Below are 22,114 nucleotides of genomic sequence, written 5' to 3' on the forward strand. Positions count from 1 at the left end.
TCACCCTATTTCTTTCTAATACCTAATTCTTTGAAACTTTGATTTTCAAGGTCAACTTCTACACCATATATATTCCGGGCTTGTTCTACAGTTAAATATTCTCCTTTAACATCCCGGTAAACTTGGTCGGCAGGTCGTTGAAGCGGATCTCCATAGCCTCCACCCGTACCGGTAATCAGTTTTATGACGTCTCCCTTGTTTAAAGGATAACGGGGATAAACTCCAAAAGGGCCGTCAATTTCACCATTCGCTTTTTCAACATAAAACTGGTTGTTTGAACCATCTTGACCGCCTTTCATTCCCCAAGGCTTTGTCAGATTACGTCCAAAGGTAATGGTTGCAAATTGTCCGTCTGTCAACGCCCTGTATGAGCGAATCACGCCGGAACCGCCGACATACTTGCCGGAACCTGCCCCGTCGGATCGTAAACTATATTCATCCACTATAATTCCATAACGGGTTTCGGCTACTTCAACAGGAACATTGTATGTTTCACCGTCCGCTATGCAAAATTGTCCGGGTGCCCCATCCTGTCCTTCAGCAGCCCCCCAACCTCCAACAGATGGCTCAACAATAAGGAAAGGCGCATTTGTATCAGGGTGTTTACCTGTTAAAGTTACAGAGCAAACAGACAAGTGGTGACCGGCAGACAGCCGTTCCGGCAAATAAGGAGCCAATGCCCTCCAAATCAAATCCAAGCTTCCAAGCATGGTTTCAAAATAATTGGAAACCGGAACAGGCCGTTCTGCAGACATAATTGATTGTGGATCAACAATTACTTTCAATGGTCTAAAAACGCCGTCATTTACATCCTGTGACGGGTTTGTTATTGCAAGAAAAATAGCACGAACGGCTGAGACCAATCCAGTATAAGAACAATTGACTGTTCCCTGGACCTGTGGATGGCTTCCCCGAAAATCACAAATGAATTGATCATCCGTGATAGTTACCTTGACTTTTATAGGAAAAGGCCCGTTTCCTTTTCCATCCGTTTCGATGATATCTTCAGCCATAAAAGTCCCTTTTGGGAGATTGGCAAGTTCTTTTCGCGCCAAAACCTCACCGTGATCCAACAAATAATCTATTGCCGCCTGAATGACTTTACTCCCGTACTTTTCGCATAACTCCTTAACCCGTCTCTCCCCAGTTCTTAAAGCGGCAACCTGGGCCCACATATCACCGATTGATTCCCGAAACCGAACATTAGCTTCAATCATGTCGACTATTCCCTGATTCACTTTTCCTTCATTAAACAGTTTTACACATGGAAACTGCAGGCCTTCCTGAAATATTTCATTTGCATCGTTTGTAAATGAGCCGGGATCTTTTCCGCCTACATCCGTCCAGTGAGCTTTGTTTGCGGAAAAAGCCATTAACTTACCGTTATGGAAAATTGGCATGACCAGACCAACATCCGACAGATGTGAACCACCACCCCTGTATGGATCATTAATAATGATGATATCTCCAGGCTTTAAATTCCCTTCTTCCCCAAATTTTTGGATAGTTTCTTTTACCATAAATGACAGCATTCCAATAAAGCCCGTTACACCATTTCCTTGTGTCAAAAGCTGACCCTTGGAATCCGTTAATCCGCTGGCATAATCTAGTACTTCATAAATAATTGGGCTCATAGCTGTGCGGGCAAGCGCATAAAACATTTCATCACCCGTGGCCAATAAGGAGTCTTTAACGATTTCTAATGTAAAAGGGTCTGTTATTTTTTGACTTGCATTAACCATAGATTACTGCACCCCCGTATTTATTATGAGATTTCCATATGAGTCGGCATAAAGACTTTGATCTTCATATATTACTGTAACAGCTGACTTTTCTTCTACGATGGCAGGACCTGCAACCAAATTATTGGTTGGTAAATTAGAACGATTATAAACTTTTGTGTCTATCCACCCTTTCTCTTCATAAAAGACAGGTCTAATTTCTTTTAACGCATCATCTACATTTCCATTTACTTCAACCTTCTTTAACTTGGGCTTCTCTACCTTACCAAATGCGGTTAAATGCAGACTTACTATTTCTGTTTTCGTATCTAATAGTTTAAAAGTGTAATTTTTCTCGTGTAATTCATGGAATTTATTGACAATCTTAGTAATGTCTTTTTGATCCCAACGGCCAGAAGGGACCGGTACTTTAACAGTGTGCTCCTGTCCTACATACCGCATGTCAACATATCTAGCAAAAACTATATTACTTTGGTCTACACCTTGAGCCTTAAATTCTGCCATGGCATTGGTTTCAATTGCCTCCCATTTCCTCGATATTTCTTCTAGGTCAATATCATCCAATAAATTAATGTAAGTTTGAATGTAATCCTGCCGAAGATCGGTCATTAGCATTCCCCAAGCGGAGAAAACTGGAGATGCCAATGGGATGACTACATTTTTTACTCCAAGTTCTTTAGCCAAGGCAGGAGCATGCATGGATCCTCCCCCTCCAAAAGCTACCAATGTAAATTCTCTTGGATTATAACCTTTTCTAATAGAAATTAGTTTAAGGGCATTTAGCATATTCGAATTTGCAATACGTATAATCCCTAGGGCAGCCTCCTCAACACTCATATTAAAATGATTAGCTATTCTTTCTTCAATTGCTTGTTTGACCTTTTTCATGTCTACCGGATAATCGAAATTCCTTGCAGATAGTCTTCCAATATATAAATTTGCGTCAGTAGTTGTGGGATCTGTTCCTCCTTGTCCATATGCAACAGGGCCTGGTAATGCACCAGCTGATTTTGGTCCGACTTTTAATGCACCAGCATCATCTATCCATGCAATGGATCCACCACCATTCCCAATTTCGACTATATCGACGACAGGAGTTTTTATAGGATAACCAGCATTGACAGAATTTCTTTCAATGAAGTAATCAGTTGAAACTTTAACTTCTCCATTTTCAATCAGGGAGCATTTTGCAGTTGTTCCTCCTATGTCAAACGCAATAATATTTTTTTCACCTATTAATTCCCCGAGAACTGCGGCTCCAAATATTCCGGCAACAGGCCCTGATTCCACCATACTGATAGGAAGCTTTTTTGCCTTGTCAAAGGTTGATGTACCGCCGTTTGATTGCATAATATAGTTCTGACTCTGTGTTTGATTTTCTTTTAATTTATTTTCCAGACGGTTTATGTAACTTGCTGCAATGGGTTGTACGTATGCATTTAGTATGGTCGTATTGGTTCTTTCATATTCTCTCCATTCCTTAGTAGTTTCATAAGAAGCAATAACAGAAACTTCTTGCCACAGTTCCCTAATCAAAGATACTGTTTCTTTTTCATGAATTGGGTTTACATAAGAATGCAAATATGCAACTGCAATCGCTTCCACATTTTCTTTTTGAAAATACTTGACAGCCCGAACAATATCATCTTTGTTAAGAGGAGTTATTACTTCTCCCTTATAATTAAGCCTTTCTTCTACTTCCCTTCTAAGAGCCCTTTCTACGAAAGGTTTAGGCTTTTTATACCGAGTATTGAACAGATCTGGTCTGTTTCCTCTAGCTATTTCCAGTACGTCTCTGAATCCCTTTGTTGTAATAAGTCCGGTTTTTACCCCTTTTTTTTCTGTCAATGCATTGATGATTAGTGTAGTTCCATGAATAAATGTTGAAATTGCTTCTTGATTTAACTCACTTTTCCTTATAACATCAATTACTCCTTCATCAAAATTTGGAGGTGTTGTATGACTTTTTGCTACTCCGAATTCTCCTTCTTCGTTAATATAAACCAAGTCAGTAAAAGTTCCTCCAATATCTGTAGCAACACGCATAATGACCTCATCCTCTCTATAGTTACTAAAAAATTACAGGTGTTATGACACTTAATAGCGTTGAATGTCTGTCCAGAGGGTTTTCCCATTGATGCGGTTTTTCTGATGGAAAATGAATAGACTCACCAGCATTTAGGAAATATTCTTTTCCGGCCACCTTGAATTTGATAGCGCCTTCCAAAATATAATAAAATTCTTCACCGGTATGGCTAAACAACTCTTTTCCTACATAATTTGGCCCTAGGGTTACCCTCATACACTCTAATTGTCTATCGATAAAGTCACCACTTAACCTTATATACTGAGTTTCCGAACCCTTGATCCCAATTATCTTTTGATCTTCGTGTTTCACAGCATAATTATGGACATGTTCATCCTCGAAAAAATATGTCATTTTGACCCCAAGTGCATCAGCAATCTTTTTTAATGAAGTAATTGCCAATGATGAGGCTCCCCTTTCCACTTGTGAAAGAAATCCTACCGAAAGGTCTGATTTAGCGCTCAGTTCTTTTAATGTCATCGCTTTACTTAATCTAAGTTCCTTTACCTTAATTCCAATTTCCTCCAAACAATGCAAACCTCCTTCTTGATTTATAGTATTACTATAATGAATTTCATAATATCATAATTTGTTCAAAATGCAATGGTTTTTTCAGAAAAATTAAAAGAAAAAAAGAGGGGGGGGAATTTAAATATTATTTATAATAAAACAAATACCGCATTTTCTTTATAAAGATAGCTTTCGTTAATGCATTAAGAGCCTCTGAACTTCGTTCATCTGATTTGAAAGATTTGAGTTATTTACCATACCGGAAATATTGCTTATTTGAGGACCCTTTTTCGGAGTATGAAAAATCTCTAATATCAGAGGAAAAGGTACGGCGTGACTCGATAGGTTACAGACGTAGAGAGGAGAAACAGCTGGTACAAAGAACCCCCAAAAAAAAGAAAAGGCGATAGCCTGAGGAATTTCCTATAAACCAACCAAATTTAATGAGGGCTCTTGGGTTCGCAGACTAAACGTCCATCCATTTAAGATCGAATTAGGTGTAGTAATAAGGACTCATAAAAAATATATAAAACAATGATGACCCGTTCCTCTTAATAGAGGAACGGGTCATAAATATTGCCTCAGTGACTAAGATGATCTGACCCCCCAAATAATTTATGTGTACTGACAATAAACAAAAACACCGCACTTGATCCGTTTTGTTGTACCATAAAATTTTCTTCTGTAGAGTTAATATGCAAAGATTCATAAGTTTATAAAGGCACTACGTTCCAATCGTTTCAGTGTTTTTTTTTTTGCCTTTAAAAAAAGCCGATTTTCAATTCATAAAATAAATGTCTAGTCAAATTTCAAAAATACAAACTAAAATAGAATTATTTATTGCTCATATACAACTTCACCAGTCCTTGACACATCGTAGCCAAGAGATTGCAATTCTTCTTGAAACGAATGATTTTGTAAAATCGAAAGCACGTCGCTGATCAGTTTTTCATTGTCAATTGTTTTTAAGATGACAAGATCGTAGCTTTCCGTGACCAAGGGGATAAAATCAATATTCGCAACTTTGGCCGCCTGTTCAATGCCGACGCCGACATCGGATTTTCCATTTGCAATGCTGCTCGCCACACCGAAATGGCTGGTTTGAATTTCTTCATATCCATTTATTTGGTTTTTAGAAATCCCATTAAGCCGCAGCTGTTCGTCGAGCAGCACGCGGGCTCCGGCTCCCTTTTCGCGATTGATCAGCTTTAAGCCGGTCTTGGCCAAGTCCTTCCAATCGCGTATTTGGTAAGGGTTCCCCTTTGCAACAAACAGCCCGGCCCTGCGGCCAAGCAAGTGAATAACAATAAAAGATTGGCTGACAAGCAGCTTTCTTATGTAGGGAATATTATATTGAAGGGTATCGCCGTCGAGCAAATGCGTACTTACAATGTCCGCTTCTCCCAAATACATGGCAATCAAGCTGTCGAGGCTGCCCGCATAAGAACGCAGCGGACGGAATTTGTTTGTTTTTAATTCTATCTGCCTTGCCAAAATATCGAGGCTGCTGTCCTGCCCGCTGATCACGATTTGACGAGTTGTTCCATTACCTTGATTTTCCAATTCTTCTCTCTGTAAAGATTTCACTTCCTGTCCCCGTAATTTATAATCCTCCAGCTCTTTTGCATCCACCCGCATTTGCCTTCCCACCCGGAAAGCCTTCAGTTCCCCTTTTTTGATCAAATCATAGACCGTCAATTTGGAGACTTTTAAAGCTTTCGCAATTTCTTCCGTTGTAAAAAATTCATTGTGTGCCATAAAAAACACCTCAATATACGTAATAATTCTATTTTATCATTTACTTATATGTTCAAGCTAAATATAATTAGATATAATTAATTATAAATAAATATAAATAGATATATTTTTAGGGGGATGTAGATGAAAAAGTTTGGAATATTCATGTTGCTGATCGCTTCGTTGCTATTTGCAGGATGCAGCAGCAATAAAGCAAGCAACAATGTGGAAAAAGAAAAGACCGAGAAGAAAATACCGTTGACTGTTTCCGCAGCAGTCAGCCTGACAGATGCCCTGGAAGAAATGAAAGAAATTTATGAAAAAGACCATTCAGTAGATTTAACTTTCAACTTGGGCGGCTCTGGTACATTGGCGCAGCAAATTCAACAAGGAGCTCCCGTGGATATTTTTATTTCTGCCAACCAAGAATGGATGGACACATTGGAGGAAGATGGCCTTGTCAAAACATCAACAAGGAAAAATGTCACGGGCAATAAAATTGTATTGATCACAAGCGCTGACTCCAAAATCCATTATAAATCACCCGATGAAATCTCTGTTGCAGATGTTGATCAAATCGCCATTGGCAATCCTGAAAGCGTTCCGGCAGGAAAATATACCAAAGAAATACTACATAACTTGAATAAATGGGATGAGCTGGAAAAAGAGAAAAAACTCGTAATGGCGAAAGACGTACGCCAAGTGTTGACGTATGTGGAAACCGGAAATGCCGACATCGGATTTGTCTATGAGAGTGATGCGGTAACTTCCGATAAAATCAACATTTTAGCGACCGTCGACGAGTCGCTTCACGAGCCGATCATCTACCCGGGCGCCGTCCTGGCTAAAACAAAGCATGAAAAAGAAGCCAAAGAGTTCCTAACATTCCTGGAGACTGAAGAGGCACAAAACATTTTGGAAAAATACGGGTTTAAGAAATAATTGCTGTAAGGTATGATGAATCCATGAACTACTCTCCGCTTTTACTATCATTTAAAACGGCCGCCATCGCCACGGTCATCGTCTTTATCACTGGGGTTGTTCTGGCCAGGCTTATCGGGCGCAACTCTTTTAATGGGAAAAGCGTGGTGGAAGCCATCATTTTGCTGCCGCTCGTGCTTCCCCCGACCGTTGTCGGTTTTGGGCTTCTATATGTATTCGGGAAAAACGGGTTTATTGGAAAACTGCTGCTCGACTGGTTCGATTTCCAGATTGTTTTCACATGGTACGGAGTTCTCATCGCCGCGGTTGTCGTTTCTTTTCCGTTGATGTACCAAAGTGCCGCCGCCGCATTTCAACAGTATGACCCGAACGTTGAAAATGCGGCCTACACAATGGGTGCTTCAAAATGGAAAGTATTCTGGACAATCTCCTTCCCGCTTGCCTGGCCGGGGCTGCTGGCAGGGACCGTCCTGACCTTTGCCCGTGCACTCGGCGAATTCGGCGCCACGCTGATGATTGCCGGCTATATCCCGAACGTGACCGACACGATTCCGCTCGCCATCTACTTCGCGGTGGAATCCGGAAATATGGAACTGGCCAAATTTTGGGTCATCATTATCGTTGCTCTCGGATTCAGTGCGATTTTATGGCTGAACTGGTGGAGTAAAAGGAACATGATGAAACATTCGAAATCTTAATGGAGGGTTGAAGGTGCTCACCGTCGATATCCAAAAAAAGCTTTTCCATTTTGACTTGAATATACAATTCTCGGCAGCCAATGAAATTGTCGTCCTGTTCGGACCTTCCGGCTCCGGGAAAACAACCATCCTGAATTGCATCGCCGGACTGAATCATCCCGATTCCGGGATTATTCGGTTAAACGAAACGAAGTTTTTTGACGGCAAATCGCTCGTTCCGATCCAAAGACGGAACATCGGATATTTGTTCCAGGATTACGCCCTTTTTCCACACATGACCGTCTGGAAAAACATCGCGTACGGCATGAAGAACGAAGCATTTGCCAAAGACTTGATGAAGGAACTTCGGATCGAACACCTGGCAGATAAATATCCTTCCGAAATTTCAGGTGGAGAAAAACAGCGCGTCGCCATTGTGAGAGCCATCGCCACCGAACCCGCCGCCCTGCTTTTGGATGAGCCTTTTTCAGCACTCGATGATGAAACAAGGAGAAAAAGCCATGAAGAGCTGATCCGTATCCATGAACTTTGGCGCATCCCCATTATCTTGGTCACCCATAACCATGAGGAAGCGAAAAAGTTGGGAAATCGGATTTTATATTTGGAAAAGGGAAGCATTGTAGATGAGAGCCATCAATCACTTGTTAGAACTTAATCATTATATCTACAAAGATAAAGGAAAAAAGCAGATAACTTTCCTTACAACAGTGGAATTCATCAAAGGAAGAGGACTTATTTATACAAGCACCTGTACATATATAAGCCGGGTATGTGACCCTTTTTGATGGCAGCCTCTGATTCCGGGCACATATCAGCCGCTTTGGTGACGCACATACCAGCCGGTTTGGTTAAAAAGATCAGGGCAGGAATTTTTCCTGCCCCGATTTCAGCATTTTAGTTATTTGCTGCCAACTCTATCAACCAACTCATCTGTATAGACCTTAAGGACTTGTCCGGCTTTTTCCGATATTAATCCATTCTTTTGTTGGTTATTCAGCAAAGCCTCGAACCCGCCCATATGCTTGAGGACTTTTTGAGTTTCCCCCTGCACTTCAAAACGCTCAACAGCGATCATATGGGTTTTCAAAGCACGGGCTGCCCCCTCGTTGGCGAACGCTCCATCCGCTTCAAATTGCTTGATCAAAGAGACCATATTGCTTGCACTGACATCCGCTCCCGCCACACGTGTAACCGTTGCAGCTTGATTCTCATCTGTTTCCGATGCAGCTGTAAAAGAAAGCACCGTCTGCGGGTCTTTTCCTTCCGGAATTTTCACATAAACCGGTACCTCCACTGTCTGCCCGGCTGCCACTTCAATCACTTTATGCTGGAGCATCGTTTCCCATCCGGCTTCCGTTTCTACATTAAGACGGTACAGGTCCGTATTCTCTCCGGTGTTTGTTACACTGAAATGGTATGTGGCCACTTTGCCGGGAGCCGCTTTTTCTGCATGGCCCTTCGCTGCTTCCACGCCACGCTTAAAGTCTCCCGCTCCGTCCAAATGGCGGACCGCCACCCGGTAAGAAAGAACACCTTTTTCATCAGGCTTTTTGTCCAAAATATAGAAGTGGAGCTTGTTGTGCTTGTCCACGTATTCGCTTACAACGCCATCGGCGGTGCCGGCTTTAAATAGGGCATCTGCGAGCTGGCGATAGTCTCCTTTTGAATACATGGCTTCTGAACCATCCGGCCGGACAAAGTCCACTTGATCAATATCTTCCGGATGGGCATCGACCACCCAAATGTTTGGTGCAGATTCAGCGTTCTTTGTTTTGGCCAAAAGTACACCTGAATCCGGCGTAAACGAGTCAAATCCTACGCGGTCAACCACTTCAACCGTGTAGTTGTTGTACCACTTTGCCCCGCGCTGCATATCGGCACGCCAGTCATCCCGCAGTGAGTTTGGCGGCGTCAAATCTTCCATTTCAATGTTGATGCCATACAGACCAGTTCGTCCAAACTTCTCACCGGTCGGCACCGCACGGGCTACTATATCCGCAAAAACCGGTCCGGTTTCCGCCAGTTCATCGCGGTTTACGTTCAAATATTGATCTTCAGTCAAGAAGCCTTGTTTAATCTTATTCCGCAGCATGTGATGTGATGGAGCAGAGCCACCCAAAGTTGGCTGAACCATCCATCTTGTGTGAGGGCCGCCAGGACCGTTGAAGCTGCCGCGGCTCATCAATTCCCACGGACCCGAATACGTACGGGAAACAGGATCGCCATATGGATTATTGTAGTTATCCAACAATTGCATAATATGGCCAAACTCATGTGCAAAGGTTGCCATTCCATCATTTTCCCCCTGGACAGAGATGCCATTTCTTATATCAGCATGAGACCAGATTCCTTTTGCTGCAACCCAAGATGTCCAGGGAACATACCGTGTTGAAGCCCAATTAGGCATGTTCGGAAATGCAGCCGGCGGGCCGTATTCATCACTTACCGATTCACGGCCGGAAAACATCATTTCACCGAACTCCTGCCAAACGCCCGATTCATCATACCCGGCATGCAGTATAAACGTGAAATCATAGTCTTCTCCGGAAGCCTCCAGGTCGGCTTTTGCTTTATTCATGGCTTCCGTTCTAAATGTGCTTTTGGGAGACGATCCTGGTGGCAAGAATTCCTGTTGGCCATATTCATTCATGCCATATTCAAACTCGTTATGATCCATTCTGTATGGACCAAATGCATCAATTTCTACAGACCATTTGCCAAAGGAATTTTCCATCCAGTATTCATTAATCGTGTGGTAATTATTGATTTCCTGAGGCTTGTTCAAAAAATCTTCCCAATACTTTGGAACCTCCTCCCTCGGAATATTTCCATTTATGGGGTTGCCATTATGCTCACTCCCCTCTTTTGAACTTAAAATAAATTCGCGGTCAGGAAAATCGACTACTACTAACGCTCCTTTCAGAACTCTTTCGGGTTTGATATCCGAATTGTTCCAGTCCACCCCCGGGACAGGCCGGTAATCATCCCATGTCATGTTTTCCGGCAATACCCACGATTCGGGATCCACTGCTTCAGGGAATGCGTCCAGCCCTGATTCTTGCGCATAAACAGGAGAAGTGAATCCTGCTATAAGCAAAAAAATACCCCAAAATGCAAAATACCTTTTTATCCGCCTCATATCAACAACCTCCTTTTTTCTTAAGCATAACACCTAACTTTATTTCCAACAATTACAAAATATCAGAATAAAATAAATAGTCGGAAGGTAATGATCTGTTTTTATAGATCTTAATCCTCATAAAAAAGAAGATTTCTTTCAATGTTAATATTTTCTTCATAAACATCTAAATAAAGTGAACATATTCAATAAAAATATCTTCCTATCAATTTTATAATTGCGCATAAGGCTTTTCATTTATAACTGTTCCATAAAATGGAAACAAAAAATTCCCTTTAACAAATTATGAGAAAGGCCCCATCTCAGCCAATCGATTTTACGTTTTTTTTAGAATTAAGTTTGTAAATACACTTTTCGAGTATTAATACCTAATATGAAGCAGTTACTTATTTACTATTTGATTAATTTTTATAATTTTAAATTGTTCAAATTAATTATTGGTGTTATGTTATGAATGATTCAGTCTGGCTTTTTGAAGGAGGGGAAACAAAATGGAATAAAAGCTGAGTGATATGGACTTATAGAAATCCACTATTTGAGGAGGAAGCTGAATGTTTAGGAGACATTTCATCGTTTCATTTTTTATGATGATCTTCCTGATGTTAGGTACACTTGCGGTTGCTGCTGAAGATCATTCTGTAATCGCCTCTCCAAAAGAATCTGTTAATTTCAATGGACTCATCCCGGAAACAGCGTCCGATTCAACGAAAATTGAATTGGAAAACGGGATGACAAAGCCGATTTACTCAACAGATGATGCCATTATTGAAAATCTGTTTGTTGAAACGGAAACGGACAGCGACGGAGACGGAAAAACGGACCGGGTGGCCATTCGGGTGATGCGTCCTCATACAGAACCGGGAATAAAGGTTCCGGTCATTTATGAAATGAGTCCATACCGGGCCGGGGGAAATCCGCTTGATTTTCATAACGTTGACGTGGACCTGATTCCGGTTGGCGGCGGAAAGCCATTGGCAGCCAATCTTGGCTCTTTAGGAAATTATTATGTTCCAAGGGGTTATGCGGTCATTTTGGGATACAGCATTGGAAGCGGTGATTCGGACGGCTGCCCAACAGTGGGCGATATACATGAAATTTTAGCAACAAAGGCCGTGATTGATTGGCTGAACGGCAGGGCGAAAGCATTTACTGCAGATGGCAGCGAAGTTGCTGCAGATTGGTCAACAGGCAACGTCGGCATGACTGGTGTTTCTTATAACGGAACATTGCCAAACGGTGTTGCGACAACCGGTGTCGAAGGGCTTAAAACAATTATTCCGGTCGCAGCCATCAGCAGCTGGTATGACTACTACCGGGCAAACGGTGCAGTTGTGGCACCCGGGGGCTACCAGGGTGAGGATGCCGACGTTTTGGCAAAATACGTATTAACCCGTAAAAATCCTGATGTGTGCCAACAAGTAATGGATGAATTAACAGAAAAGCAAGATCGGATAACGGGAGACTATAATGTATTTTGGGACGAGCGGAACTATTTGAACAATGCCGATAAAATCAAAGCAAGTGTCCTTATCGTACACGGCTTGAATGACTGGAACGTAAAAACAAAGCAATTTTCACAATGGTGGGAAGCATTAAAAGAGAACAACGTTCCGCGCAAAATGTGGCTCCATCAGGGAGGGCACAGCGGAGTATCATCGAACAACTGGAAACAGACCGAAAATAGATGGTTTGATTACTGGCTGTATGGCATTGAAAACGGAATCATGGATGAACCAAAAGTGGACATCCAGCGTGAAGACCGCACGTGGCACCAACAAGAAGACTGGCCTGCCCCAGAAGCGGAATCAGCAAAGCTGTCCCTGAAAGCAGGTAATGATTCAGAAAGCGGTATTCTCAGCAACGAACTGTTCCATAACTCCTCGGGCAGCGAAAGCCTGATGGATGATCCAAGGAAAAAGGCAGCCGCACTTGCAGAAAATCCCGGATTGAAAACGGAGAACCGTTTGGCCTACCTTTCCCCGGTTCTTAAAGAACCAATCCGCATGAGTGGTACGCCTGTCGTAAAAATCAGGGCAAGCATTGATCGTCCTGTTTCAAATCTGACGGCTCTTCTTGTCGACTATGGCGGAACGAAACCGGAAATTGTAACACGGGGATGGATGGACCCGCAAAACCTGGAATCAGCCGATCAATCTGTACCACTTGTACCGAATCAGAAATATACGTTCAAATGGGATATGCAGCCGGATGACTATGTCTTTGAAGCGGGGCATCAAATAGGGATCGTTCTCCTGGCGAGCGACCATGATTACACAATCCGCCCACCGGCCGGAACAAAAATCACTGTGGTACCCGGGGAAAGTGAAGTTATTTTACCAATTGCGGGTAACTTGCAAACCCTAAATGTAACCGCGTCCACCATGGAAAAAGCCGTACAGCAATTCGGGGAAGACGGGGATTTTGCAAACAGCGGTGTTGCCCGTTCATTGCAAGTCCATTTATTATCGATCCAGCATTACGAAAAGAAAGGCAGCTCGGAAAAGGTAGTGAAGCACATGAATGACTTTCATATTTTACTGAATAACCATTTTAAAAAAGGGCATATTTCAAAACGGGCCTATCAATCTTTAAAATCGGATACGGAATATTTATTAAAGAGATGGCAATAATGGCCTGCTTAAGTCCGAAAAGGCAACATTAAGAAAGGGCTGTCCATAAGTTGTTATTATACAACTTAAGACAGCCCCAAACCCATTTTTTGACCCTTTGATTTTACATTTGGAAATGCTTGAAAAAGACAAATATGAGTGGCACAAATGAGGGCATGACTCGGGTCCAGGCAAGGCGGCCTGCCAAGGCATGCCCTCCCCAATCATTTTACCTTTTCATCCTTGGATCAAGTGCATCCCTCAACCCATCCCCCATCAGATTGAATCCCAACACTGTGAGCATGATGGCGATCCCAGGAAAGAATACGGTCCATGGGGCCTGGATGATGAAGTCTTTCGAATCTGCAAGCATTTTTCCCCATTCAGGTGTCGGTGGCTGCGCGCCCAATCCAAGAAACCCCAAGGCTGCCGCTTCAATGATGGCTGTAGCGATGGAAAGCGAGCCCTGAACGATGATCGGCGCCAGGCTGTTTGGCAGGACATGATGAAAAAGAATTCTGCCATCCTTCATGCCAATCGCTTTGGCTGCCATAATATATTCCTCTTCTTTTACGCTGAGCACCCTTGAGCGCAGCAAACGACCAAATGTCGGCACGTTGATAATCGCAATGGCAATCATTGCATTTTGCAAAGACGGCCCAAGGATAGCAACAATCGCAATGGCCAGCAATATACTTGGAAAAGCTAATAGAATATCAAATATTCTCGAGATTATTCCGTCTACCCATCTGCCGTAATAGCCGGCAACAATACCCAACAAAGAACCCACTATCACAGATCCGCTGACCGCCAGAAATCCGACCCGGAGGGAGATGCGGGCACCGTAAATAACTCGGCTTAAAATATCGCGGCCAAACTCGTCCGTTCCAAACCAATGTGTACTTGATGGCGGGAGATGTTTATTCGCCAGTTCCGTTTCTTTAAATCCATATGGTGCAATCAAATCCGCGAATATGGCCAGTAAAATGAAAAACAGGACAATGCCGAGCCCAAATAAGGCTGCCTTGTTTTTTCTAAAGCTCCGCCACGCTTCCTTCCAAGGGGAAATGATTTGTTCTTCTTCGTTTATAGTCATGTTTGGATGATTTGGAGGTAATTTCGCTGCTGGTTCAATCATTGTCTTTCCCCCTAACGGTATTTGATTCGCGGATCAATCGCTGCATACAACAGATCCACCGTTAAATTGATTAAGACGAAAATGGTGGCAACAACCAGAATTCCTGATTGAATAACCGGATAATCGCGGAATTGGATCGCATCATAAATATAGCTGCCGATTCCCGGCCATCCGAATATCGTTTCCGTCAAGATCGCTCCGCCCAGAAGCAGGCCGGTCTGCAAACCGATGACCGTCAACACAGGAATAAAGGCATTTTTTAATGAGTGTTTATAAACGACCCAAAACATGCTCATCCCTTTGGCACGGGCAGTACGGATATAATCGGAGTGCATCACTTCCAGCATGCTTGACCTTGTAATCCGTGCGATGATCGCCATGGGAATTGTAGCGAGTGCCAAGCTCGGCAATACAAGATGTTTGATGACTTCACCAAACTGGTCAAATCTGCCTTGCATGAGTGTGTCAATTAAATATAAATAAGTAATCGGTTCGACCGGATCCCGAATATTGTCACGCCCTGTTGTCGGAAATAAGTCAAGCTGAATGGAGAAAACATACTGTTCCATCAAGCCAAGCCAAAAGATCGGCATGGAAACACCAATCAGGGCAAGCAGCATGGCAATATAGTCAAACCATGAATTTTGAAACCATGCCGAAATAATCCCTGCGTTGACACCGAAGATAATCGCAATCAGCATGGCAGCAAAAGCAAGCTCTAATGTTGCTGCCAAATACGGCCATACTTCCTGGCTAATCGGGCTTTGGGTGCGAATCGACATTCCCAAATCCCCAGTTAACAGGTTCTTAACATAATCAAAAAATTGTATATATAATGGCTGATCCAAGCCTAATTGCTTTGTTAACGCCGCAACGGCTTCCTCTGTCGCCTGTTGGCCCAAAATAATCTGAGCCGGATTGCCCGGAATCGCATGAATGAGGGAAAATACAATCAACACCATACCCAGAAGAACCGGGACTAGCAATGTCAGTCGTCTTATCGTGTATGCGAGCATTCAATCACCTTTCTTGAAAAATTTACATAGCACTGACCAAAAAAGGGGAGTACGCCCACTCCCCTCGCAAATCCCTATTACAATGACACATCGTCAAACACTTGAACCCCTGTCGGGTGCGGGAAGAACCCTTCTATCGTACTTTTTCCGGCAAGCTGCGGAACAGAATGGGCGAGCGGTACCCATGGAGCATCATCGTGAATGATTTCCAATGCCTCTTTATACAGTTCGCTGCGCTTATCTTCATCCGTTTCTGTTTGCGCCTCAATCAACAGCTTGTGAACATCCTCACTCGCATACCTTGAATAGTTGTTTGATCCGATGCTGTCTTTATCCAACAGGGCATATAGGAAGTTATCCGCGTCCCCGTTGTCACCCGTCCAGCCAAGCATGAACATCGGAGCTTCCCCGTCCCGTACTTTTTCCAAGTAAGTGCCCCATTCCATTGAAACAATATTGACGTCAATGTTGAGCTTTTCAAGGTCGGCCTGGATGGCTTCAGCCACCTTTTGGCCGTTTGGCATGTATGGACGGGGTACAGGCATAGCCCATAGATCCATCTTGAATCCATCCTTGAATCCAGCTTCTTCCAGCAGCTTTTTCGCTTTATCCAAATCAAATTCATAATCTTCGATTTCGTCGTTATATCCGTTAATGGAAGGCGGAATCGGGTTTTTCGCTGGTTCAGCCGTTCCTTCATAGAAGTTGTCGATGATTGCTTGCTTGTTTATTGCGTGGCTGATAGCCTGGCGGACTTTTTTGTTATCAAAAGGTTCCTTTTCAACATTGAATCCCAAATAGCCGACATTCATTGACGGACGCTCAAAAATTTGCAGGTTGCTGTCCGCTTTTACCTTTTCGACGTCACTTGGATTCAAACCGTCCATCAAGTCCACTTCTCCTTTAATCAGTGCGTTTAAACGGGCTGAATTGTCCGTGATGACTTTAAAGATCACTTTATCCAGCTTCGGAAGCCCATCTTTCCAGTAGTCCTCATTTTTGACGACTGTAATTGTGTCATTCCGCTTCCAACTTTCAAACTTGAACGGCCCTGTTCCAACTGGGTTTTCGATGTATTTGTCACCAAACTTTTCAATGGCAGCCGGACTGGAAATGGCAAACGGCGTCATGGCCAGGTTTTTCAGGAACGGCGCCTGCGGCCTGAATAATGTAAATTCTACCTTATATTCATCAACCGCTTTCACTTCCTTAATCACTGCGGCTTCCTCGCCTTTAAATCCGCCAAATTGCGATACAAAATAAGGGAATTCCGCTTCATCCTTCCCGTTCATCCAGCGTTCGAAGTTTTTAACAACTGCATCCGCATTAAAATCGGTGCCGTCATGGAACTTTACGCCTTCCTCCAATTCGAATGTGTACGTTATCCCGTCATCAGAAACTTCCCAGTCTTTGGCAAGCCCAGGAACAATGTCCGTAGTTTCCTTTTCATAATTGACGAGTGTCTCAAGGATTTGTTCGGATACAATTAAAGACTCACCATCTGTAATGGTCGCAGGGTCAAGCTTGACCGCATCTCCACCGCGAGCATAAATCATTGTGCCGCCTTCCGCTGCTTTCTCTTTCTTTTCTCCGCCCTCTTCTTTTCCTGTCTCTTTCGATCCCGAACAGCCCATAAGAGCGAAAGACAGGACGAGTAACAGTGAAAAAACAGTGGATAAACCCTTCTTCATTTTCTTACCCCCATTTGATATTTGCCTTTATTTTTTCACGCTGCTCATCACTCATATAAGTGGCAAGCCGCGTAATGGCCTTTATCTACTTCTTTAAACAACGGCCGCTTGTGGGCACATTGCTTCATTGCGGCCGGACAGCGTGTATGGAACGCACACCCGGCAGGCGGATTTGCCGGGTTTGGCACATCCCCCCGTAAAATGACGCGCTCCTTTTGAAAGTCAACATCAGGAACGGGTACAGCTGATAAAAGCGCTTTCGTGTATGGGTGTTTTGGATTTTCATAGAGTTGCTCGCTGTCAGCGAGCTCCACAATCCTTCCCAGATACATCACTCCCACCCGGTCGCTGATGTGGCGGACAACCCCCAGATCATGTGCGATAAATAGATAGGTCAAATTAAATTCTTGTTGTAAATCCTTGAGCAAGTTCAAGACCTGTGATTGAATCGATACATCAAGAGCGGAAACAGGCTCATCTGCCACAATGAGCTTGGGATGGACAGCCAAAGCTCTCGCAATGCCGATCCTTTGTCGTTGGCCGCCGCTGAATTGATGAGGATACCTCTTTGCGTGATAATCATTGAGACCCACAATTTCCAGCAGCTGGCGCACCCTCTTCTTCCGCTCTTTTGAATCTGTCACCCCGTGAACGATCAATGGCTCTTCCAATATTTTTTCAACTTTATGCCTTGGATTTAAGGAAGCGAACGGGTCCTGGAACACCATTTGCATTTCCCTGCGCAGACGGCGCATTTCATTTCTTGGAAGGTCCGTGATGTCTTTTCCTTCAAAATATATTTTCCCTTCTGTCGGTTCTAAAAGACGGAGCAGCGTTTTGCCTGTCGTTGATTTTCCGCATCCGCTCTCGCCGACAAGCCCCAATGTTTCACCTTTCTTAATAAAAAATGAAACCTCATCAACCGCTTTCACTTCGCCGATTTGTTTTCCGAATATCCCGCCTTGTATAGGGAAGCTTTTTTTTAAACCCTTAACCTCCAATAATCGTTCTGTCATCGGCTGACTTCTCCTTTTTCGCTTTCGTATAACCAACATTTCACTTTATGTACATCTGACAGATTCAAAAGGTCAGGCGTTTGGGCAAAGCAGCGATCAAACGCATGTTCACACCGTGGTGCAAAGTGGCAACCCGCTTGGATAGAGCCTGGTTTTGGCACATTTCCCTCAATTGAATAAAGCCGATCCTTTCTATGGCGCATATCCGGAACAGACTGGATTAATCCAATCGTATAAGGATGCTTCGGACTTTTAAAAATAGTCTTTACATCCGCCTCTTCCACGATATGCCCGGCGTACATGACAATGACGCGGCTGCACATCTCGGCTACGACCCCTAAATCGTGTGTGATCATAATAATGGCAGTATCCGTATCTTTGTTAAGCGCTTTCATCAAATCCAAAATTTGCGCCTGAATGGTGACATCCAATGCCGTTGTCGGCTCATCTGCGATCAGCAATTCGGGATTGCAGATCATCGCCATCGCAATCATGACGCGCTGCCTCATCCCTCCGGAAAGCTGATGGGGATATTCATTGAGCAATTGCTCCGCACGCGCAAGGCCCACAAGCTTCAACATCTCAACAGCACGCTCTTTTGCTTTCTTTTTCGGTAATCTCTTATGAATCTGAATGGCTTCCAGAAGCTGCTCCCCGATGGTAAAGACCGGATTCAGGCTCGTCATCGGCTCCTGGAAAATCATGGCGATTTCATTGCCTCGGATTTGCCGCATTCTTTTTTCCGACGCCAAAGCGAGATTTTCTCCTTTAAACAAAATTTGTCCATCCACTTTTCCTGTTTGCGCCGGAATAAGCCCTATGATAGACAAAGAAGTGACGCTTTTTCCGCATCCGGATTCCCCGACAATGCCAAGGACTTCACCGGTTCGGACATGAAAATCGATGCTGTTAACAATCGGAATTTCTCCATCATCTGTAAAAAAAGAGGTTCTCAGCCCTTCTACTTTTAATAATATATTCTCCATTGCCTCACTCCCTTCTGGTGATGACTTATTATATTTAAAAAACATTATTACATTAATACGGAAAATTGGCAATAAATAAATAAATAAAAAGTTATATATTGAGACATAAAATGATTCTTAAATAACTTATTCGCTATTTTTTCGATAAGTCCTTTTAAGATTATTTTTAAAAAAGGGTCCACGCTTTAAATTTCCAATTGTTTTCCCAGTACCCTGTTAATCAGCTCTCCTCTCCCTTAAATCGGAACAATATCCGTTAAGAATCCACTTTCTTCGCAGATCAAAGAGTGCATAATAATAGCTCACTGGTCGAGTGACTTTTGCGGGGAAATGTACCGGGGCTAAACGTATCACCGAAGCTGCGGATCCGGAGGTCAGATATCAGAGCGGAAGTTGGAAGCAAGACCTTGGATATATGTTGAAGGATGGTTTAACCAGTATGATGATTTAGGTAAACAGCTTTATTCCATTTTTTTCAAGTTTTATTGAAAAACATCAGAAATGTCTTTGTTTCCAAATATCTTATTATAAACACACAATAATGGTCTTTTTTAACAATTCCCGGTACAGGCCTCCAAAGCCTGTGCCGGGGAATGAACTTTTCAATGAAACTTTGATTCTATTCGCCTATTCCCATTTTTCGATTAATGATTCGGCTTCTTCCTTAAGAATGTAGTAGCCTTTTTTGGAAATCAGCCCCTGATCTTCTTGATGTGCAAGCAATATGATAAAGCCATTCATATGTTTGACGATTTTGTCGCTCAATCCTTTTTTCTCATAAAGCTCCACTGCCGCCATATGAGTGGTTAATGACCTGGCTTCACGGTCGCTTTTGAATTCCCCGTCTTTTTTTAAATTTTCCACACGCGTGATGATTTCCGCGGCATTTGCAGGATTTGTTTCTCCAAATGCCTTTTCTAAAGCCTTCCTTCCCCCGACGATCGGCAATTCTACTAAACTTTGTCCAAGATGAACATGAAAAGTGGCCCTGTTTGGATCTGTAAGAAGCCGTCCTCTATTACTTCCGGCAATCACAATGCCAATCCGGTGGCCTTTTTTAAAGACATAATCTTCCGGCAGAGTATCCCATTTCATCCGATGATTTTTGCCGGGTTCCAATGGAACAGCATATTCAAGGGATTTTCTGTTCTTGGCACTAAGCCATCCATGCGTCACAATTTCATATGGCGCTTCAACCGTTGTGATTTCCGTTTCCCGATAGCAGGCGCTGTCGGATGGAGAGCTTTCACCCCAGCACGTTCTGTTGGAAAGTGTCTTGATCCCTTCACCACTTCCTTGATGATTGACCCTGACATCTGTCCCATAATCTACGATCAACCCAGTAAGATTCGCATTTTCTTTATCGACAACCGAACGTATATCTATCTCGGGAACACCGCTCAAACGGACATCTTCTTTCAGTTCCGGAGATAAAAAGATGAGCCTGTCCTCTTTCACGGTAAATTCGTTTTGAACCATTTGGGTGTCTGTTTGATTGGGGTTATCCGTGAATGTTTGGGTATCATTCCCGTTTACGGGTCCGGTTGTCAATGTTCCCGGTAAATTTTCAGCCCCGGGAGCAAGCCTTAGCTTGGCAACTTTTGAATTCTCGTCAGGCCAATTGGAATGCGTTTCCCACTCACCAGGCCCGGTTTCCAAATCTACCATCGGTTCATCCATGATACCGTTTTCAATTCCAAGGAGCCAATAATCGAACCAGCGGTGCAGAGTATCCACCCATTCGGCTCTTCTAAAATCAAATGGATCTACATGGCCCGTTTGTGTAAGCCATAATTTCCTCGGTACATCGTTTTCAGCCAATGCTTCCCACCACTTGGAAAAGTGATTGGCTTTCACGTTGTAATCGTTCAATCCGTGGATGACGAAAACGCTTGCTTTGACTTTATCAGCATCTTTATAGTAATTCCGCTCAGCCCAAAATTCGTTATAATTTCCGGTATCGTCATCGGCCGCAACTCTTATTTTTTCGCGGATGGGGGCACATTGCTGCACTCGTTTGCTGTTTGTCACCCTGCTGGCGAGCCCTCCCGGACCGTTGCGGCTGAACAGGATGCCTTCATAACGGTAATAGTAATACCAACTGCTGATGGCGCCAATCGGAACGATTGTTTCCAATCCTTCCACACCAGTGGCGGCAACGGCATTTGCCAGTGTACCATCATAAGACTTTCCAATCATGCCCACTTTTCCGGTAGACCAGTCCGCTTTTACTTCGTTGCCGTCCTTATCCCAAGCTTTTCCTTTTCCGTTTAACCACTCAATGGCCACTTTGACGCTTTCAGTCTCTTCGTAACCTCCGGTTGTCGGACAGCCGTCCGAGTTGTTTGTTCCCACCATATCAACTAAAACGACCGCATAGCCTCTCGGTACAAAGTAGTTGTCGTAAAACAAAGGAAACACATCGTTGATTCCATCACCATCCGGATCTTTGACTTGGGACTCATTCCCGCGTCCCAACCTCTCATAATATGGGCTTGCATCCATGATGACGGGAACTTTCAATCCTTCTTCTGTTTCTTTTGGCCGCATAATATCAATCGCAATCCGATCCGGTTCCCCATTTTCATCGCTGTCCAATGCAGACTCGACAAAAATGGTTTCTTTGATCGCATCCACATAGGAATATGTTGGCTGTGTCACTCCATTTTGCAATTGGTGGCCAGGAGCCGTTACCTGTTCAGCATGTACTCTAGTATTATCTGAGTATGAAAAAGACGGTACTAACAAAAGAGACAGGATCAAACAAAGAACAATTTTCCTTGCACTCCGAACCATTTCGAACT

The 22,114-nt window shown here is 43.4% G+C and carries 15 protein-coding genes; 4 read left to right on the forward strand and 11 right to left on the reverse strand.

The annotated features are described in order from the left end of the window. Positions 1-5 precede the first annotated feature (5 nt). The 4 genes from AB1L08_RS05850 to AB1L08_RS05865 form a co-directional block, all read right to left on the reverse strand. A complete protein-coding gene (locus AB1L08_RS05850; RefSeq protein ID WP_413063729.1) occupies positions 6-1,742 on the reverse strand; it encodes a hydantoinase B/oxoprolinase family protein in 1,737 nt (578 codons plus the stop codon). Positions 1,743-1,745: 3 nt separating this feature from the next. Next, complete coding sequence (locus AB1L08_RS05855) at positions 1,746-3,788, reverse strand: hydantoinase/oxoprolinase family protein (protein WP_413063730.1); 2,043 nt, start codon at positions 3,786-3,788, stop codon at positions 1,746-1,748. A 25-nt stretch (positions 3,789-3,813) separates the two neighbouring features. Beyond that, a complete protein-coding gene (locus AB1L08_RS05860) occupies positions 3,814-4,356 on the reverse strand; it encodes a cupin domain-containing protein (protein WP_413063731.1) in 543 nt (180 codons plus the stop codon). 819 nt (positions 4,357-5,175) lie between these two features. After that, positions 5,176-6,096 carry a substrate-binding domain-containing protein gene (locus AB1L08_RS05865; RefSeq protein WP_413063732.1) on the reverse strand — a complete coding sequence of 307 codons (921 nt, stop codon included), beginning with the start codon at positions 6,094-6,096 and terminating at the stop codon, positions 5,176-5,178. Positions 6,097-6,219: 123 nt separating this feature from the next. Between AB1L08_RS05865 and modA the strand changes: the two genes are divergently transcribed. The 3 genes from modA to AB1L08_RS05880 are packed head-to-tail and all read left to right on the forward strand — an operon-like array spanning position 6,220 to position 8,370. Further along, positions 6,220-7,017, forward strand: a complete 798-nt coding sequence (gene modA, locus AB1L08_RS05870) for a molybdate ABC transporter substrate-binding protein (protein WP_413063733.1) — start codon at positions 6,220-6,222, stop codon at positions 7,015-7,017. A gap of 23 nt (positions 7,018-7,040) precedes the next feature. Further along, positions 7,041-7,715, forward strand: coding sequence for a molybdate ABC transporter permease subunit (gene modB / locus AB1L08_RS05875; protein WP_413063734.1), 675 nt, complete (start codon positions 7,041-7,043; stop codon positions 7,713-7,715). A 13-nt stretch (positions 7,716-7,728) separates the two neighbouring features. Next, positions 7,729-8,370 carry an ATP-binding cassette domain-containing protein gene (locus AB1L08_RS05880; RefSeq protein WP_413063735.1) on the forward strand — a complete coding sequence of 214 codons (642 nt, stop codon included), beginning with the start codon at positions 7,729-7,731 and terminating at the stop codon, positions 8,368-8,370. 243 nt (positions 8,371-8,613) lie between these two features. Here the strand turns inward: AB1L08_RS05880 and AB1L08_RS05885 are convergent, their stop codons facing one another. After that, complete coding sequence (locus AB1L08_RS05885; RefSeq protein WP_413063736.1) at positions 8,614-10,854, reverse strand: M6 family metalloprotease domain-containing protein; 2,241 nt, start codon at positions 10,852-10,854, stop codon at positions 8,614-8,616. 599 nt (positions 10,855-11,453) lie between these two features. Here AB1L08_RS05885 and AB1L08_RS05890 point away from each other — a divergent pair. After that, on the forward strand, positions 11,454-13,484 hold the full coding sequence (locus AB1L08_RS05890; RefSeq protein WP_413063748.1) for a Xaa-Pro dipeptidyl-peptidase: 2,031 nt from the start codon (positions 11,454-11,456) through the stop codon (positions 13,482-13,484). 208 nt (positions 13,485-13,692) lie between these two features. On the opposite strand, the gene AB1L08_RS05895 is transcribed toward AB1L08_RS05890, so the two are convergent. The 6 genes from AB1L08_RS05895 to AB1L08_RS05920 form a co-directional block, all read right to left on the reverse strand. Beyond that, entirely contained in the window at positions 13,693-14,559 is an 867-nt protein-coding gene (locus tag AB1L08_RS05895; RefSeq protein WP_413063749.1) for an ABC transporter permease, read from the reverse strand. Between the two features lie 53 nt (positions 14,560-14,612). Then, entirely contained in the window at positions 14,613-15,617 is a 1,005-nt protein-coding gene (locus AB1L08_RS05900) for an ABC transporter permease (protein ID WP_413063737.1), read from the reverse strand. Positions 15,618-15,694: 77 nt separating this feature from the next. After that, entirely contained in the window at positions 15,695-17,308 is a 1,614-nt protein-coding gene (locus AB1L08_RS05905; RefSeq protein ID WP_413063738.1) for an ABC transporter substrate-binding protein, read from the reverse strand. 47 nt (positions 17,309-17,355) lie between these two features. Next, entirely contained in the window at positions 17,356-18,324 is a 969-nt protein-coding gene (locus AB1L08_RS05910; RefSeq protein ID WP_413063739.1) for an ABC transporter ATP-binding protein, read from the reverse strand. Further along, on the reverse strand, positions 18,321-19,310 hold the full coding sequence (locus AB1L08_RS05915; RefSeq protein ID WP_413063740.1) for an ABC transporter ATP-binding protein: 990 nt from the start codon (positions 19,308-19,310) through the stop codon (positions 18,321-18,323). The genes AB1L08_RS05910 and AB1L08_RS05915 overlap by 4 nt, the downstream gene beginning before the upstream one ends. A 627-nt stretch (positions 19,311-19,937) precedes the next feature. Then, positions 19,938-22,106 (reverse strand): Xaa-Pro dipeptidyl-peptidase, encoded by a 2,169-nt coding sequence (locus AB1L08_RS05920; protein WP_413063741.1) that lies wholly within the window; start codon positions 22,104-22,106, stop codon positions 19,938-19,940. Between the last annotated feature and the right edge of the window lie 8 nt (positions 22,107-22,114).

It is taken from the genome of Siminovitchia jepli, from assembly GCF_047228825.1.
Classification (GTDB): Bacteria; Bacillota; Bacilli; order Bacillales; family Bacillaceae_C; genus Siminovitchia.